The organism is Paenibacillus sp. Marseille-Q7038, assembly GCF_965111595.1.
The window spans coordinates 2,842,708-2,859,375 of the sequence record NZ_CBCOOM010000001.1 but is presented as its reverse complement, the minus strand read 5'-3'; the positions used below and the strand labels follow the sequence as shown (position 1 = coordinate 2,859,375).

The window sequence follows — 16,668 nt, the reverse complement described above, 5'->3', positions numbered from 1 at the left end:
TGCCATTCTTTCATCCAAAGGCACATAGCGATAAATTTCGATAACAATAAAAAACAGGGAATATAACAAACCATATCTGCAATAAGATTAACGATATCCTTCAGCGTTTGCCGGTTTTCCCGCTTCTTGTACTTCTTGTAGATAGCGGAAGCAATCAGGTTGTGACCCATCTAGATCTGTAAAATGATATTTTTTTGCCAGCTCTCCGCTGGAACAGGAGCTACCGTTTAGTACATGTTTGTTTTCATCCATCGCTACCGCTGCAACCGCTCGTCCAATATAACGCGGAGATTCAGAAATGATAAAATGCGGATCTTTTTTCGTGCCATCTCTCCAGTTCTCTTCGGTAACACCGAAGACTTCAAGCATGATTTCAGACCGCATCCAGCCGGGTGTAATAGCTAGAGCTGTACATTCATGAGGGGCTAGTTCGTGAGCAAGAGATTTGGCCATTCGAATGATAGATTGCTTTGTCAAATCATAAAATAGGGACATTCGGTAGCGATCCTCGTTATACTCAGCCGTCCCATCGGTGATTTCTACCACGAGTCCTCCTTTATTTTGAATAAGCAATTTTAAGGCATAGTGGCTTGTAATGAAGTGTGTTTCTACCCCGAGACGAAGCATGCGTAAGCCTTTATCCAGAGAGTGCTGCCACACAGGTGTATCCCACTCCGTCAAATATTCTCCGCCCCATATATCGTTTACCAGAATATCGAGTTTTCCTTGTTCTTTTTCTATTTTCTCTATTAAAGAGGCTACTTGTTCGGGGACTAAATGATCCACTTGAACTGGAATACCGATCCCCCCAAGTTCCGTTACTAATTCCGCAGTTTCTTCAATCGTTTCCGGACGTCCATATTCTGAAATTTGCTCTCTGGTTGTTCGGCCCGTTACGTATACGGTTGCGCCTGCCGCACCTAGTTCCATGGCAATTCCTCGACCTGCTCCGCGGGTTCCACCTGCAACGAGTGCAACTTTTCCCTCTAATGGTTTCATATAGCCTCAGCTCCTATTTGGTAATGAGTATAGTATACTCATGAATGTAGACATCTATTGTCATATTAAGAAGTAAGGAATCATTTCTTTTATATAAAAAGTAAGGGGGATATACGGTGCGGGCAGATCGATTGATTCGAATTCTTTTGTTATTACAGAACCAAGAGAGACTGACTACAAAGGAATTGGCTCAACAATTGGAAGTGACAGAACGGACAATCCATCGGGACATGGAAGCTTTAAGTGTAGCAGGGATTCCTGTTGTAGCTAGGCGGGGGAAGTATGGAGGCTGGCAGCTGATGGAGAATTATCGAACTCGTCTTACGGGATTGAAAAAAGAAGAAATCATGTCTTTGTTTCTATCTCCTTCTCAGGAGCTTCTACAGGATCTTGGCTATTTACAAGATTGGACAGAAGCCCGAGAAAAACTCATCGCCAGCATTCCAAAGAGTCTACACAGTGAGGTGAAAGATGTTACGAATCGACTACACATTGACTCAAGTGCTTGGCGTCCCTCAATTGAAGTGATTCAAGTGTTTGAGTTACTGCATCAAGCGGTATGGGATCAACATCAAATAAAGATCGAATATGAACGGGCTGATGGAACGGTGGTTACACGCATCGTGGAACCTTTGGGCTTAGTAGCCAAAGGAAATACGTGGTATGTCGTTGCCGCTTCCGAAGGAGAAATAAGAAACTATAGAGCATCCAGGGTTATCTCTGCTGAAAAGCTTGACAAGCCGTTTGAAAGACCAAAGGGTTTTCAGTTAGCTAGTTACTGGCAAGAATCAAAACAGCAATTCATTCGTAGTTTGCCGAGTTATGAAGCTCAAGTGGAAGTTTCTCCTGATATTCTAGCAAGACTCAAGTTTACCGAACAGTTTGTAAAAATAGCAGATCTGAAGAAACAAGAGGGATCATGGATTTCGGTTAGGCTACAATTCGATACGGAAGAGGAAGCAAAGTCATTTATTTTAGGATTTGGTAATCAGATTCGAGTGATTCAGCCTTTCCAGCTAAAAGAACAAGTGATTCAGATGGCAAGGTCTATTATTGATTTTTATAATTATGACGTTGTTCATCCTGAAGAGTCAAAATCTGGACGTGACGAGTCCTAAATTATCTTATACGAAAAGGATTTTTCCCAAAACATAGGGGATAATCCTTTTTTTATTTCCTGATGTAATTGAAAGTTTATAGCTATTGATTTTAAACTCGTAACTTCCCAAAGAAATTGATGTAAGGAAATGGCACAATAGACCGGAAATCAGGCAGAATTGAACATGTTCATTCTGGAAAAATTAGTATATATTTAATCCATACCAAGTCGATGAGTTTAATTAGTATTATAAGTAACCAATATAGGAGGCAGGCAGAATGGAAATCAAAACTTTCAATGGCAGCGCGAAGAATGGAGCGGGCATTGGGGTGCATCCCTCCTCTCATGGACCAGATAATACGATCGACGAACACTGTCATGAATATGTGGAAATGGTGTATGTCGTACAAGGGGAAGGCAAGCATTTCATAGATGGGACCCAATATGAAATTCGATCGGGTGATTTCTATGTTATCCACCCTGGCGAGAGTCATGTATACATCATGAGTGAAGGAGCTAGCATCGACATCATTAATTGCATTTTTCTAAAGGACCGGATAAAAGAGTTGTTTTGCAAACAGCATTCCGACCTTTCCTTAGCCAATCTATCTTACTTGGCTCCTTTCTTCAAAACATCTGCCAATTATCCGCACGCTATGACTCTAACAGCCGAGCAGTCATCGGTCATTCTCAAGGTGCTGGAAGATATGGTTCTAGAAGCGAAGCTTCGGGAACCTGGCTCCGATACCATTCTATTTAGTAAGCTGACAGAACTGCTTATTAAGCTATCACGTATCCACCGTATATGGACAGGTGAAACCTCCGAGCAGGAAGAGGTTGCAAGCACATCAGGGCATTGGTTGCTGGCCAAGCGAATCAAAGGATATTTGGAACTGCACTACTGCAGTAAGGTGACACTTACCACCCTATCCCACAGGTTCAATCTAAGTTCTCGCCACATCCACCGTGTCTTAAAACTGGAGATGGGCAAGAGTGTAACGGAGCTGCTTCATGCTATTCGTATAGAAAGGGCCAAGCAGATGCTGAAAGAAACGGATTTAAGTATAGAGGATATTGCAACAGCCGTCGGCTTCAAGGACAGTTCTTTCTTCACGCGGTTATTCAACCGAATGCTCGGTCAAACTCCGGGCGGATATCGCAAACAGGTTAAAACGAGAAAAATATCATAGAAGAGATAACAGTCCCATACAGATACGGACCGGATCGCCGGACGCTGGTTGGGAGTGAGGCTTTTTTATAAAAGATGACTTGGAGGGAGTTTATATGAACAAAAAGAAAACTTGGCAAAAGGCGTTGCGATCCGGAACTGTGGTTGCACTCGTCGTATTACTCTGGAGCACTCCGCTATTTCCGGCATTCGCCGAATCTCTGACAGGGAATGAACAGGACACCAAAAAGCATTCCAACAAACACGAGGCATCACCGACGGTAACGGATAATGGGGAGACTCTTACGCTGGACAATGGGATCATAAACGTAATCATTCATAAAAGCAGTGGTGTTGTTCAGTCGTTGACACATAAGGGAGGACCGAACCTTCTCGGTAATGGGGGAAGCGGTTATTATATCTTGAATTATGCAGTGAACGGAGTGAACAAAAAGTTCGGTCCGACTACGGAGCTGCAGTACGAGCTGACTGCATCGGATAAGGAGCATGTCGATGTGGCACTGACGTTATCTGATCCAGCGGTCCTGCCTTTTGATTGGGAACTTCACTTTGTTCTATCCAAAGGTGAGTCAGGACTTTACTTCTATACGGTTGTTGGGTATCCCGAGGATGTACCGGGCGGCGTATCGATTGGGCAAGGTAGATATGCCTTCCGGGCAGATCCCCATATTTTCACGCAATATGCGGTAGACGATGAGCGCCAAGGACTTCTTCCTACCCCCGAAGAGATGGTTGCTGGCGAGGAGGTTATGGACGCTACGGTCAAGCTTCCAAATGGCGAGGTGTACACCAAATATAACCATATCCAGTATGTCGGAGATCTTAATGTTAGCGGTCTTTACGGCGATCAAACGGGCTTATCTATCATTAGGCCAAGCAATGATTTTGTAGATGGCGGACCTACTATTCAGCGTAATTCGCTGCATCAGACCGAGACGACTCCCATCCTGCTTTGGCATGAGCACGAATCTCATTATGGTCGTTCCAACGTAATTCCTTATGCAGGTTGGCAAAAAATATATGGCCCTTCTTTTTTATACGTTAACGAAGGGGACGGATTGAGCGAGTTATGGAAAGATGCCAAAAAGAAAGCGGCCAGCGAAACTAAAAAGTGGCCTTACGCTTGGCTAGATAATCCGCTGTATGATGCGAAGAGCCGCGGCGAAGTAACCGGTAAGTTAACAGTCGATGGAAAGGCTGCCGCTAATTCATGGGTCATTTTAGCGGATCCCTCACCTGACTTTCAGGACCAGAACCTGAATTACAATTACTATGTCCGTACGGATAAGCAAGGAAAGTTCACGATTTCGGATGTGCGGGCAGGCAGTTATACGCTGTATTCCTTTGTTAATGGTTATTTCGGAGAATACCGGCTAGACGGTGTGACGGTTACAAAGAACAAGACGACAAAGCTGTCTACGCTGGAATGGAATCCAGAAACAAATGGCAAGCGGCTGTGGCAGATCGGCACGCCAGACCGTTCATCGGGCGAATTCCGTAACGGTGCTGACTATCATCAGTGGGGATCTTGGCTGAACTATCCTCTTCAATTTCCTGACGGCGTTAATTTTATCATCGGAGAAAGCGACGAGCAGACAGACTGGAATTATGCTCATCCTGTTAACGCTACACCGGGAGAACCAGCACAGTTAAAGACAGCATTTGATCCCTCACCGGCTGTATGGAAGATTCAATTCAACGAGCAGCAGTCCTACGAAGGTACAGCAGTTTTAACTTTTGGGATTGCAGGCTCTCGCAACGGTTCACTGAACGCGAAGTTGAATGGTACGGAGATTGTTAATCTAGATCCCCTGCCGGGACCTAAAAGCGATTCCTCTATGCCGCGCAGTGCGGTTCATGGTTTTTATCGAGAATTCAAAATTACCTTTGATGCTTCATTACTGCAAGAAGGGGAAAATGTCATCACACTGCAGCATGCACGAAATGTTTATGACGAACAGGGTAACCGGACAGGAGATATTTATACCAGTATTCTGTATGACGCCATTCGTCTAGAAGTTGATGAACATAACGAATAATTTCCCCAATGAGGACAGAGAGGATTGGATAAACGATGAACCAAAGACTCACTAATCAACATAAATGGCTTTCTGTAATAAAGCTTTCCTTAGCGGCATTTCTACTGCTCTTTACCGCTGCCTGTGGTAACTCGAATCAAGTGCTCAAAACGGAGACGAATACGTCCCCGCAAGCAGAAGGAAAGACCGGCGAAGCGGCGGAGGATACATCTCCACTGGAAGTTAGCATCATGTCCATTACGCCAAATACGCCGCCAGCCGCGGATGATAATGTCATTAAACTTGCGATCGAGAAAGCGACGAATTCCAAGCTCGCGATCCAGTGGGTATCGAACAATGCTTATGCTGATAAGCTGAACATTACGCTAGCTTCTGGTAAGCTTCCTGAGCTTACGATGATTAACAATCCATTTTCTAGCACCTTCAGGTCACTGGCAAGGCAAGGCGCTCTATGGGATATTGCCCCGTATATAAAGGATTATCCAAACCTTAGTAACGGTATCCCAGAAGGGGCGTGGGAACTAACCAAGATGGAAGATGGAGGTAACTACGGCATACCGCGCCCACGTCCTGAAACTGGCGATTCCTTCTTCATTATCCATAAAGATTGGCTCGACAAAGTAGGTCTGCCGCTGCCGACGACGACGGAAGAACTCTATGAGGTAATGAAAGCTTTCGTAGAACAAGATCCAGATGGCAATGGACAAAAGGACACGGTCGCACTTGCTGCGTACATTAATGCAAGTGATGTGGGATATGCAGGCAATATCAGTCCCGTGCTTGGAACTGTGGAATATTCTTTCACAGGAGTAAACGGGCATTGGAAGTGGGAAGGAAACGAGATGCAGTATACGGCTTTTCTGCCAGAGGTACGTGAGTCACTCGAATATTTAGCAAAGGCATATCAAGAAAAGCTGCTCCCTGAGGATTTGTTATCGCTGAAACTGAATGATACACGTGACTTGTTCCGCAGTGGCAAAGCTGGCATCGTCGTTGATAAAGCGGGTACGGTTCATCAATACGCCGATCAGCTGAAGGAAGTGGATCCAGACTTCCAAATATCCGACTTTTATCCATTAACATCGATTAACGGCTATAATCCGAAAGGCTCTGGTTTCAATGGCATTCTATCCATTCCCAAAACGGTACCCGAAGAGAAAATGAAGCGCATTTTAAAGCTTGTTGATACTTGGATGAATCCAGAAGTATTTGATATCCAAAAACACGGAATTGAGGGAGTCCATTATCAGTTGGTCGATGGCAAGAAGGTCGTAGACAAGGAAAAACTGAAAAACGACAATGGCGGCGACTTCAACCAGATCGTCAATGTTATTGAAGGAGATTGGGATACGGCTGCTCCAACCGCAGATGAACAGAAAGCTAATGAACTGTTCAAAAAGGTGGAACAGGACCGAGTAGCAACAAGTGTGGGAGATATTGCTATCGGGCTGTATTCCCCGACAGGTGATTTGCTTCTGCCTGAACTGGACAAGAAAATTCAGGACTTGAAAAGCAAAATCATTCTCGGCAAGGAACCGATTTCGGCATGGGATGATTTTGTAGAGAAGACAAGTACAGACCCAGAAGTCATTAGAATGATAGAGGAAATGACGGAGGCTTATAAGACGCGCTTGGGCAAATAGCCCAAGCTTTCTTATGAGTCAGGAGGGGGATGGAAATGAAGCCGCTACATACACGGAGTCTCGCTTATAGAAAACAAAACTCGCAGCAGAAGCGCGCTGCAGGAGAACGTAACCAAACATTTTCCTTAATGAAGTGGACTAAGCTTTCAGGCAGGTTTAAACGCAGCTGTTCGCTATATTTGCTCGCCCTTCCAGGAATCTTATTTTTCTTTGTATTTAAGATAATGCCGATGTGGGGAGTTCTGATTTCCTTCCAGGATTTTTCGCCTTACGCCGGGTTTTGGAACAGTCCGTGGGTAGGGCTCAAACATTTTGAACATTTTTTCTCGCGAGATGACTTTATGCAGCTGTTTCGCAACACGCTTGCCATCAATATGCTCAGTCTGATCTTCTTCTTTCCACTGCCGATACTGCTGTCACTAATGTTAAATGAGCTGCGAAGTATCGCGTACAAACGAGTGATACAGACCGTCATATACCTGCCGCATTTCTTGTCATGGGTTATTATTGCCGCACTTACGTTCTTGTTGCTTGGAAAAGGGGATGGGCTGATCAATGAATTGCTTGTTCTTACAGGCAGGCCGCGAATCGATTTTCTAACGGATCCAGATTTGTTCTGGATTAACATCACACTGCAATCCATATGGAAGGAAGCGGGTTGGGGAACGATTGTATTTCTCGCAGCAATGGCTAGTGTGAACCCTGCAATCTATGAAGCCGCGAACATCGACGGCGCAGGCCGTTTTCGGAAAATGTGGCATGTAACGCTGCCGGGCATTCGCGGTGTCATTGTCATTTTGTTCATTTTACGTCTTGGCGACATGATGGATGTAGGTTTCGAGCAAATTTTCCTTATGTATAACGGAGCGGTAGCGGAAGTGGCTGAGGTGTTCGATACGTACGTATATCGTACGGGGATCCAGCAGGGCCAGTTTAGCTACAGTACGGCAGCTGGGTTGTTCAAATCGGTCGTGGGCGTAATCCTCGTCATTGCCGCGAACCGGATCGCAAAGAAATTTGGCGAAGAAGGCGTATTTTAAGAAAGGAGTGCGAAGATGGGGGATCGTCTATTTCGTATCACTAACGGTGTATTGTTGGGATTGGTTGGTTTGCTTATGTTATTGCCGTTTTATTATGTGGCCGTAGTATCGGTTACCGATCCGGCTGAGTATGTGCAGCAGAAGCTTATCTTGTTTCCGACCGACTGGTCTTTTGATGCTTATCATTATTTAATTTCTACGCCAGCTTTTGCCCGTTCCATTGGAAACAGCATATTTTTAGCCGCGGTCGGTACGGTACTCGCCCTGATTGTATCCTCTTCCCTCGCTTATGCTCTGTCGAAGAAACATTTCGTAGGAAGAAAGCCCGTGATGATAGTTATTTTATTAACTATATTATTTAGCCCGGGCATTATCCCGCAGTATATGCTCATCCGCGAGCTTAATCTAATCGACAGCTTGTGGGCTCTTATTATCCCGGCGCTTGCTAATGGCTGGAATGTACTGTTGATGAAAAACTTTTTTGACAGTATCCCGGATGAACTTGCGGAATCGTCTTTTATCGACGGCTGCGGAGATATCCGCACCTGGCTGTACATTATTATTCCACTGTCGTTGCCAGCGCTAGCGGCATTCGGGTTATTTTACGCGGTTGGATTCTGGAATCAATATTTTCTAGCACTCATTTATTTGAATGATTCGGCAAAATGGCCGATCCAGGTGTTGCTGCAAAGTATGCTGCTGAGCGGGAACTATACGGATCTTGGCAGTACGAGCGGTTATGTTCAGCCTCCTCCGAGCCAGATGCTTAAGATGGCTTCAGTCATGATTGCGAGCATTCCTATCATTATCGTTTACCCGTTTTTGCAGAAGCACTTTGCCAAAGGGGCAATGGTAGGCTCTGTAAAAGGATAGTTGAACTAGAATAGTGAATTAAATAGAGAGAGGAAGGAGGCGAGCATGATTGAATTTACAAAAAGCTGTTAGTCTTCGTTGGCTGAAAGAGCCGGCAGAAATGCCGGTCGGCGTGACATGGGGAATTCCGTGGAGGGAAGGCGAGCTTAGCAGGGATGAGCCGCTTTCGCTCCGGGACAGCACAGGAATCGAAGTTCCAGTGCAAAGCTGGGCAACAGCCTACTGGCCGGATCGCAGCGTTAAATGGACTGCGCATGCAGCTGTAGTTGGAACCGGAATTCTAACGGAAGGTAGCATTAGCTATACGATTGCCAAGGGCGAGACTACGGAATCAGCTCAAAAGATTACCGTGGTAGAGACGGATACTTCCTTCGTCATCGATACAGGAATCATCGAATGCGAGGTTGCTAAGCAGGGTTCCGCTCTGATTCAGTCCATTACCCGCAGCGGGATTGAACTTTGCAGTCATGGAGAGCTAGTCTGTATCAAGGAAATGATATCATCGGAAGCCGCGGGTGTGAAGGTTGTCCGTGAAGAGAAATTCCATAGTGTTATCAGTAAAACGGTCTTAGAACAGGAGGGTCCCATCCGGGCTGTCATCAAATTAGATGGCAAGCATCGCAGCATGTCAGAAGGTCATGAATGGCTGCCCTTTACCCTTCGTCTCTATTTCTATGCTGGGCAGGAAACGATTCGTATCGTTCATACGTTGCTCTATGATGGAGATCCGAATGAGGACTTCATCAAAGGAGTGGGGATTGCTTTTTCCGTTCCGATGAGAGGACCGTTATATAACCGCCATGTCCGGTTTGCGGGTGACAGCGGTTACTTCAGCGAATCGCCTAAGACGCTGCATACGCGGCGTACCCAAGGGAAATATCGTGAATGGTTTGAAAAACAAACGAAGGGTGAACATGTGTATTTTCATCCTGAAGAGGATGCTAATTTCATAGGTTTACTTCAGGACTCTGCTACATGGGATGATTTTAAGCTTGTGCAAGACAGTGCCGAACATTATAGGATCTCGAAGCGGACAAAAGAGGAGTGTTGTTGGCTAAAAGCAGTAGATGGGCGGCAATCCGGCGGACTCGGCTTTATTGGGAGTAAAGGTGGTGGACTTGCAGCAGGTCTGCGAAACTTTTGGCAGAAGTACCCTTCAGGACTTGAGCTTACTCATACGTCGCAGGAAACGGCATCATTCACCGTATGGTTCTGGTCACCAGATGCAAAAGCCATGGATTTGCGTCATTATGACACAGAAACACATGTTGAATCATCATATGAAGGGGCTGAAGAGCTTAGAGCAACGCCCTATGGAATTGGTAATACGAGTGAGTTGATGTTGTGGTGCGTTTCCGAAACACCCGGGACAGAGCTGCTGAAAAAGATGACAGCTGAACTTCAATCTCCTTCGCTGCTCGTATGTGAGCCGGCCTATTTTCATGAAGTGCGTGCTTTCGGTATATGGAGTCTTCCCGATCGAAGTTCCCCTTCCAAAGCTTATCTAGAGGATCAACTGGATGGGGTTGCGGCGTTCTATCAGCGGGAGACACAGCAGCGGGGTTGGTATGGATTTTGGGATTATGGGGATTTCATGCACAGCTACGATTCTGTCCGCCATGTATGGAATTATGATCTGGGAGGTTGTGCTTGGCAGAATACGGAGCTTGTGCCAAACATGTGGCTGTGGGTTCTCTTTCTGCGTTCTGGAAGAGAAGATTTGTTTCGTTTAGCTGAAGCGATGACCAGACATACGAGCGAGGTCGATGTTTATCATTTTGGGGAGTATGCAGGTCTTGGCTCTCGTCATAACGTAATCCACTGGGGGTGTGGCTGCAAGGAAGCACGCATTGGGATGGCAGGACTCCACCGGTATTACTATTACTTGACGGCGGATGAACGGATTGGTGATATCATGGATGAAGTGAAGGATGCAGATTATACAACGGTCCATCTCGACCCCATGCGTGCTTATTTTCCGAAGGACGAGCATCCGACACATATCCGGGTGGGGCCGGATTGGGCGGCATTTAGTTCCAACTGGATGACGAGATGGGAGCGTTATGAGGATACCGCTTATCGAGACAAGATCCTTACTGGCATGGATAGCATCAAAGCAGCTCGATACGGTCTAATCTCTGGACCCACTTACGGATACGATCCGAACACGGGCCGTTTAACACCGATGGGCGACGATAATTGGGGACGCCATTTGATGATTTGCATGGGAGCACCGCAGGTATGGTTTGAATTGGCTGACTTGCTGAAAGATCCGATTTGGGAACAAATGATGGCTGAATTCGGAGTCTACTACAACCTCTCGCAGGAACAAAAGGATACCATCACCTTTGGTGAGGTTAGTACAAATCGTTTTGCACATCCCGTTCTTAGCATCGCGATGGCTGCTTTTGGCGCGTACTATAAGCAGGACAGGTCCACCGCTGAGCAGGCATGGTCCATTTTGCTGGACAACTCCTATGCCCGTGTCCAACTGCAGGAGGAAGCAGTGCCGGTTATGCATGTTGGGCCGCTTGAAGAAATCGATTGGATCAACACGAACGAAGCCGCTCAGTGGTCACTCAACACGATAATTAGTCTAGCTCTTATAGCGGAGCATTTACCGGAAAATCCGCAAATGAATAGGAAGAACATACAGTGCTTAAGGAGTGAGGGTGCAAAATGAGCGTATTAATTCCAAAGGAATGGAGCGTCATTTACGAGAATCGCTTGGCATCGCCTGAAGAAGTGAAATCTTTTCGGATGGAAGGTGACGGAGCTGTTACCTTTCCAATGAAACGAATGAGGCTGGAGAGCCTTAGGGGGCATAAAGAAGGGCAAAAGGCGAACCTAGTATTCTGGTGTGAGAAAGAGTTTCCGGCCGATGTAGCAGTGGCTTGGGATTTTTGGCCGATCCGGGAGCCGGGCCTTGCCATTTTGTTTTTCTCAGCTTCGGGCGAAGGAGACAAGGATTTATTTGATCCTTCTCTTCCTGTACGGACTGGCGAATACGATCAGTACCATCACGGTGCGATGAATGCTTTGCATGTTAGTTATTTCCGTAGAATGTGGCAGGAGGAACGCAGATTTCATACGTGCAATTTACGTAAGAGCTATGGATTCCACCTTGTTACACAAGGTGCTGACCCTATTCCTTCTGTGCTTGATAGTGATGGGCCGTACCGGATGCTTGTGGTTAAACAGGGTTCCAAGATTACATTTGCTGTTAATGATCTGCCGATATTTACGTGGGAGGATGACGGGGTTACTTACGGTCCATTACTAGGGGGCGGTAAAATCGGATTTCGGCAAATGGCACCATTTATAGCGGAGTATGGCAATTTGGAGGTATATGGCCTCATTCACGAGGACAGTAAATGAACATTAAAATAAATACTTACACTGTGTAGATCAGTGAATGTCATCAAAATAATTAATATAAGCCTCGGAGAAGATCTGTTTCTCAGGAGGCTTTTTATTTTTTAAAAAAAGATTTGCTTCCTCTTCAAATTAAGCGGCAATCTACCGATATAAAAAAGTGGGGATTTTTCTCTATCATTTCAATTTTATGAATTTAATCCTGGTCTCGGCTGTATAGGAATGGTCAGACAGTGAAATAAGAAAATACTTACACGCGGACCCACTTTTACATTGGTTTCTCTTTCTCTGTAAAAGAAGTCGGCTTTTTTGTGTCTTCAGTGAATAAACTAGTATTTAGCTTTATATACCTTTTAAAACCATTAGTACAAATAGTTAACTGGGAATTTTAATGACGAAGACCTACATATTTGATATCCTATAGGAAGCTTTTACTTCAATTACCTTATTTTTGGTTAAAATTACATATGATACTTAGCATGATAATAAAACGTATAAATTTGGCATAATGTTGCAACAATTTTATATTGTGGCACGTCAGTAAAGATACAAGGAGAGGGGGATCCTTTGTGGTAGAGCAGGGACTCATCAGAGCCGCTCAATCAGGCGATCGCGACGCTTTAATTACCCTATTGAGAGATATAGAACAGCACGTCTACAAAACTGCTTATTATATTTTAAATAATGAACAAGATGCATTAGACGCTGCGCAAGAAGCACTAATTAGAATATATACGAAGATCAACTCGTACGAAGAGAAAGCACAGTTTAAAACGTGGGTACAGCGTATAGTAACAAATATTTGTATAGATAAATTCAGAAGAACGAAGCCTACGGTATCGATTGATGAACATGAGATGATATTTGAGGGTCGCCAAGATGTAGAACATGAAGTGATGCTTACTTACGTTTCACAAGATGTACAAGAGGCGATCAGCCAACTCCCGGAGCATCATCGCACGGTCATTGTGCTCAGATATTTGCAAGAACTCTCTTACAATGAAATTGCAGATTGTTTGGATCTGCCGCTGAATACGGTAAAATCTTATTTATTTAGGGCTAGACAGCAATTGCAGAATCTATTACAGGAGTATCAGAAAGGTGGTGTAACGTAGATGAAATGCCAAGAGGTGGTAGAGCGTATGCACCGATATATTGATCATGATCTGAATGATAAAGAGAAAGAAGAGTTATTAGCCCATATAAAAACATGCGCAAGCTGTTTCGATAAGTTTCAAATTCTTCAAAAACTATCCCAGGATCTCGAAAAATTGCCGGATGTATCTCCTCCGTTCAGCTTGGTAGATCGAATTATGCCACAGTTGGATGAGATAGATCGAGGTCGTAAAGAGCAAGGCAGCACTATTCAAGAAATGAAAAAAGAAGATAATATGATACCTCTGTCCGTGCATACAGGAAATGCTTCACGGAGTTTTAGGAAAACCCGATTGGGACGAATACTTATGGGTACAGCAGCGGCAGCTGTAGTTCTTGGTGTTGCGGTATACCAACATCAGCCAGAAGAATTAAATCAAGCGGAGATCGATAAAAACTACAGCTTAAATGAGCTCGGACCGACCTCAGTAACGGGAAGCGGCGGGGGAGTTCAGGAAGAAGAGAATATCATTACTCCACAACCTGTTGATGTGAAGAAGGGACCAGAGCAACCTAATGCTGAGGTGACTCCAAGAGCGAATTCGCAAGCAAATCCGAATGTGGAAGAAGTGCAGCCGGCACCCGCTAGTGAGCCTGCAAATCAGGATGGATCCAGGTCAATTACTTCCGACCCTGATAAATCTAAGTCTGTTTCTCCTAATTCTGCTGCGCCATTAGAGACTCCATCATCTGATAAGGGAACAGTACCGAATTCTTCATTAGATAAAAATGATGATAAATCTGCACCTTCACCAAACAATTCGGTTTCTTCAGGTACTTCTAACAAGAAAGATGAGAGTCCAAAATCGGACAGCAAAGGAAGTGGCCTCAGTCAAGATCCTGTTGCACAAAAAACTCCGTCGGAGAACGATAAGATAGTCGCTCCTGATTCAAGTGTTTCCAGCACGGAAATTGAAGAGCCACTTAGCAGTGATGATACCTCAAGCATAGGCATGCTCTCTTTGGATGAGAATTTTCCAAGTCTAGCAACATCGGTCTCACCAAAATGGCTTTCCCCCGATGGGCTTTACTTGGTAGGTTATAAAGATAGCAAATTGAGTGTGTATCGTCTGGACGGGACAAAGAAAGACCAAAGAACACTTTTGCAAGAGATTGAGATTCCAGCTACCTTCGTAAAAGGCAGCTGGTCAGATGATAGCTTGACCTATAATTATGAAGTAGAGTTGGATGGAAAAACTACGAAATATAGTTACGCTGTTACGAAGGAAGACCAAAAAACAGACGAAAAGATAGAAGACAAGAGCACCACTAATCCTTCTTCGCAAACTGAAACACAATCCACCGACAACAAGAGGTAGTTTCTGAATCATCTAATACGAATAGACGATAGCACAAATGGTAATCAATATGAAAATAGAGTCATCATTCAGGCACCATAAACACCTGATATGAATATGTATAAGGTAACTCCTTATACGGAGTTTTTAAGGAAGGCGTCGTATGACCGCGGGCCGAATGGTTTCTAGAGCCATTTTTCGGACCTTCGTTTATATAGATGCGTTGATAAAGGGACCTGGTTCTGCTTAAAATTAGCAGAACAGGTCCCTTTGTTGTTGCCTGGATTTCTGATAGGATAGAAGGGATGGAGGTGTGTACGTGAATGGACGTAAAGACGGCCGTTAAAGCGATTCGAAAGGGAGAGCCGGCTAGCGTATACTTGTTGTACGGAACTGAAAAATATAGTATTAAACAGTTTACCGATGTACTTAAGGAACAGCTTATAGAAGAAGAGCACCGTGATTTTGCGATGGCTTCTTATGATACGGCAGAAACTCCGATTGAACAGATCATTGAAGAAGCAGAGACGGTTCCCTTTCTTGTTCCCCGCAAGTTAATCTTTGTTCGGGATCAGAATTTATTTACGGCGGGGAAAGATACGAAAATAGAGCACAAGATGGAGACCTTAATAACCTATCTTGATAATCCTGTCGATTACAGTATTCTTGTCTTCCTGGTACAGGGAGAGAAACTGGACGAACGCAAAAAAATCGTGAAAACGACGAAGAGTAAAGCGACGGTACTCTCTTTTGGACCCATGCATGGAGAAGAACTGACGAGTTGGCTAGTGAAGCAAGCAGCCAGCCGTAAGGTAACGATGGGGCAGGAAGCGGCGGAGACCCTCATTCAGCGTGCAGGTACAAGCCTGCAGACCTTGTCAGCCGAAGTGGACAAACTTTGTTTGTATGCGGGTGAGGGAGGAACGTTGTCTAAGTTGAATGTGGAGGATCTTGTCGCTCGAAATACGGAACAAAATATTTTTGCTATGGTCGAAGATATTGCGAATCTTAGATTAGGAAAGGCACTGGACATCTTCTATGAACTCCTGAAGCAAAAAGAAGAACCCATCAAAATTGCCGCCCTGATCTCAAGGCAATTCCGGATTATTTTGCAAGTGAAAGAGCTGGGCGGACAAAGCTATTCACAACAGCAAATCGCAAGTCAACTCGGGCTGCATCCCTATGCGGTGAAAATAGCAGGCGAACAATCAAAGAAATTCCCGGCAGACCGGCTTCGACTCATATTGAAGTCCCTTGCTGATCTTGATTATCAGATGAAAACGGGGGCCATCGATAAAGTGCTTGGCTTGGAGTTGTTTTTACTGAGACTTGGAAGCAATTCGTAAGTTGCCTGAGTAGTATCTATTCAATTCCTACTCTTTTCTGTATATAAAATACTAGACAGATAGAAACAGCGTCTCTTTGGCGCTGTTTTTTAGTTGATTATGCTGGGTTCGGATTAGGTTGAGGGGAGTAAAGGATAATTATTTCTTGCTGATGGAGGATATACTAAAAAAAACCTGATCAGCAGAGCTGTTCAGGTTTTTTGCCTAGTCGTTATGGAAAGCGCTGCTTACGCGTTTGTAAGAGCGTTCAATTTTTTGGCCAAGCGGGATTTCTTACGAGCTGCAGCATTTTTATGAACAAGACCTTTAGTTACAGCTTTGTCCAGGCTTCTGGAAGCAGCTTTAATCGCAGCTTTAGCTGTTTCAACTTCGTTAGTAGCCAGAGCTTGGTCAGCAGCTTTAACGGAAGTGCGAAGAGCAGACTTCTGGGAAGCGTTCAAAGCACGACGTTTATCATTTGTTTTCACGCGTTTTACAGCGGATTTGATGTTTGGCATTACATTCACCTCCTGTTAAGGCAATACTTATGAAATACAAACCTTTCACAACTTAAAATATTCTAGCACGAGACCCCTTAAAAAGCAAGGATAACATAAGACAAGTCTACAAAAC

Annotated in this window: 13 protein-coding genes; 11 read left to right on the top strand and 2 right to left on the bottom strand. The window is 44.7% G+C overall.

The annotated features are described in order from the left end of the window. Positions 1 to 87 precede the first annotated feature (87 nt). Positions 88 to 999: an SDR family oxidoreductase gene (locus tag ACWPWY_RS13580; protein ID WP_454192165.1), complete on the bottom strand. Its 912-nt coding sequence runs from the start codon at positions 997 to 999 to the stop codon at positions 88 to 90. A 116-nt stretch (positions 1,000 to 1,115) separates the two neighbouring features. On the opposite strand from ACWPWY_RS13580, the gene ACWPWY_RS13575 reads away from it, so the two are divergent. From ACWPWY_RS13575 to holA, 11 genes are all read left to right on the top strand, one after another. Continuing rightward, positions 1,116 to 2,117, top strand: coding sequence for a helix-turn-helix transcriptional regulator (locus ACWPWY_RS13575; RefSeq protein ID WP_454192164.1), 1,002 nt, complete (start codon positions 1,116 to 1,118; stop codon positions 2,115 to 2,117). A gap of 259 nt (positions 2,118 to 2,376) precedes the next feature. After that, positions 2,377 to 3,288, top strand: coding sequence for a helix-turn-helix domain-containing protein (locus ACWPWY_RS13570; RefSeq protein WP_454192163.1), 912 nt, complete (start codon positions 2,377 to 2,379; stop codon positions 3,286 to 3,288). 94 nt (positions 3,289 to 3,382) lie between these two features. Next, entirely contained in the window at positions 3,383 to 5,326 is a 1,944-nt protein-coding gene (locus ACWPWY_RS13565) for a polysaccharide lyase family protein (protein WP_454192162.1), read from the top strand. A gap of 35 nt (positions 5,327 to 5,361) precedes the next feature. Continuing rightward, positions 5,362 to 6,969: an extracellular solute-binding protein gene (locus ACWPWY_RS13560; protein WP_454192161.1), complete on the top strand. Its 1,608-nt coding sequence runs from the start codon at positions 5,362 to 5,364 to the stop codon at positions 6,967 to 6,969. Positions 6,970 to 7,097: 128 nt separating this feature from the next. Beyond that, a complete protein-coding gene (locus ACWPWY_RS13555) occupies positions 7,098 to 8,009 on the top strand; it encodes an ABC transporter permease (RefSeq protein WP_454192886.1) in 912 nt (303 codons plus the stop codon). Positions 8,010 to 8,024: 15 nt separating this feature from the next. Continuing rightward, positions 8,025 to 8,882 (top strand): carbohydrate ABC transporter permease, encoded by an 858-nt coding sequence (locus tag ACWPWY_RS13550; RefSeq protein ID WP_454192160.1) that lies wholly within the window; start codon positions 8,025 to 8,027, stop codon positions 8,880 to 8,882. Positions 8,883 to 8,931: 49 nt separating this feature from the next. Next, a complete protein-coding gene (locus ACWPWY_RS13545; protein ID WP_454192159.1) occupies positions 8,932 to 11,565 on the top strand; it encodes an exo-rhamnogalacturonan lyase family protein in 2,634 nt (877 codons plus the stop codon). After that, complete coding sequence (locus tag ACWPWY_RS13540; RefSeq protein ID WP_454192158.1) at positions 11,562 to 12,260, top strand: DUF1961 family protein; 699 nt, start codon at positions 11,562 to 11,564, stop codon at positions 12,258 to 12,260. The genes ACWPWY_RS13545 and ACWPWY_RS13540 overlap by 4 nt, the downstream gene beginning before the upstream one ends. Positions 12,261 to 12,826: 566 nt before the next feature. Beyond that, a complete protein-coding gene (locus ACWPWY_RS13535; protein ID WP_191798812.1) occupies positions 12,827 to 13,372 on the top strand; it encodes an RNA polymerase sigma factor in 546 nt (181 codons plus the stop codon). Further along, on the top strand, positions 13,373 to 14,731 hold the full coding sequence (locus ACWPWY_RS13530; protein WP_454192157.1) for a zf-HC2 domain-containing protein: 1,359 nt from the start codon (positions 13,373 to 13,375) through the stop codon (positions 14,729 to 14,731). Positions 14,732 to 15,033: 302 nt separating this feature from the next. Next, positions 15,034 to 16,056 carry a DNA polymerase III subunit delta gene (holA, locus tag ACWPWY_RS13525; RefSeq protein ID WP_454192156.1) on the top strand — a complete coding sequence of 341 codons (1,023 nt, stop codon included), beginning with the start codon at positions 15,034 to 15,036 and terminating at the stop codon, positions 16,054 to 16,056. A gap of 227 nt (positions 16,057 to 16,283) precedes the next feature. Here holA and rpsT read toward each other — a convergent pair whose 3' ends face one another. After that, the gene (gene rpsT / locus ACWPWY_RS13520; RefSeq protein WP_454192155.1) at positions 16,284 to 16,553 is read right to left on the bottom strand and encodes a 30S ribosomal protein S20; all 270 of its coding nucleotides are present in this window, start codon (positions 16,551 to 16,553) and stop codon (positions 16,284 to 16,286) included. Positions 16,554 to 16,668: the final 115 nt, after the last annotated feature.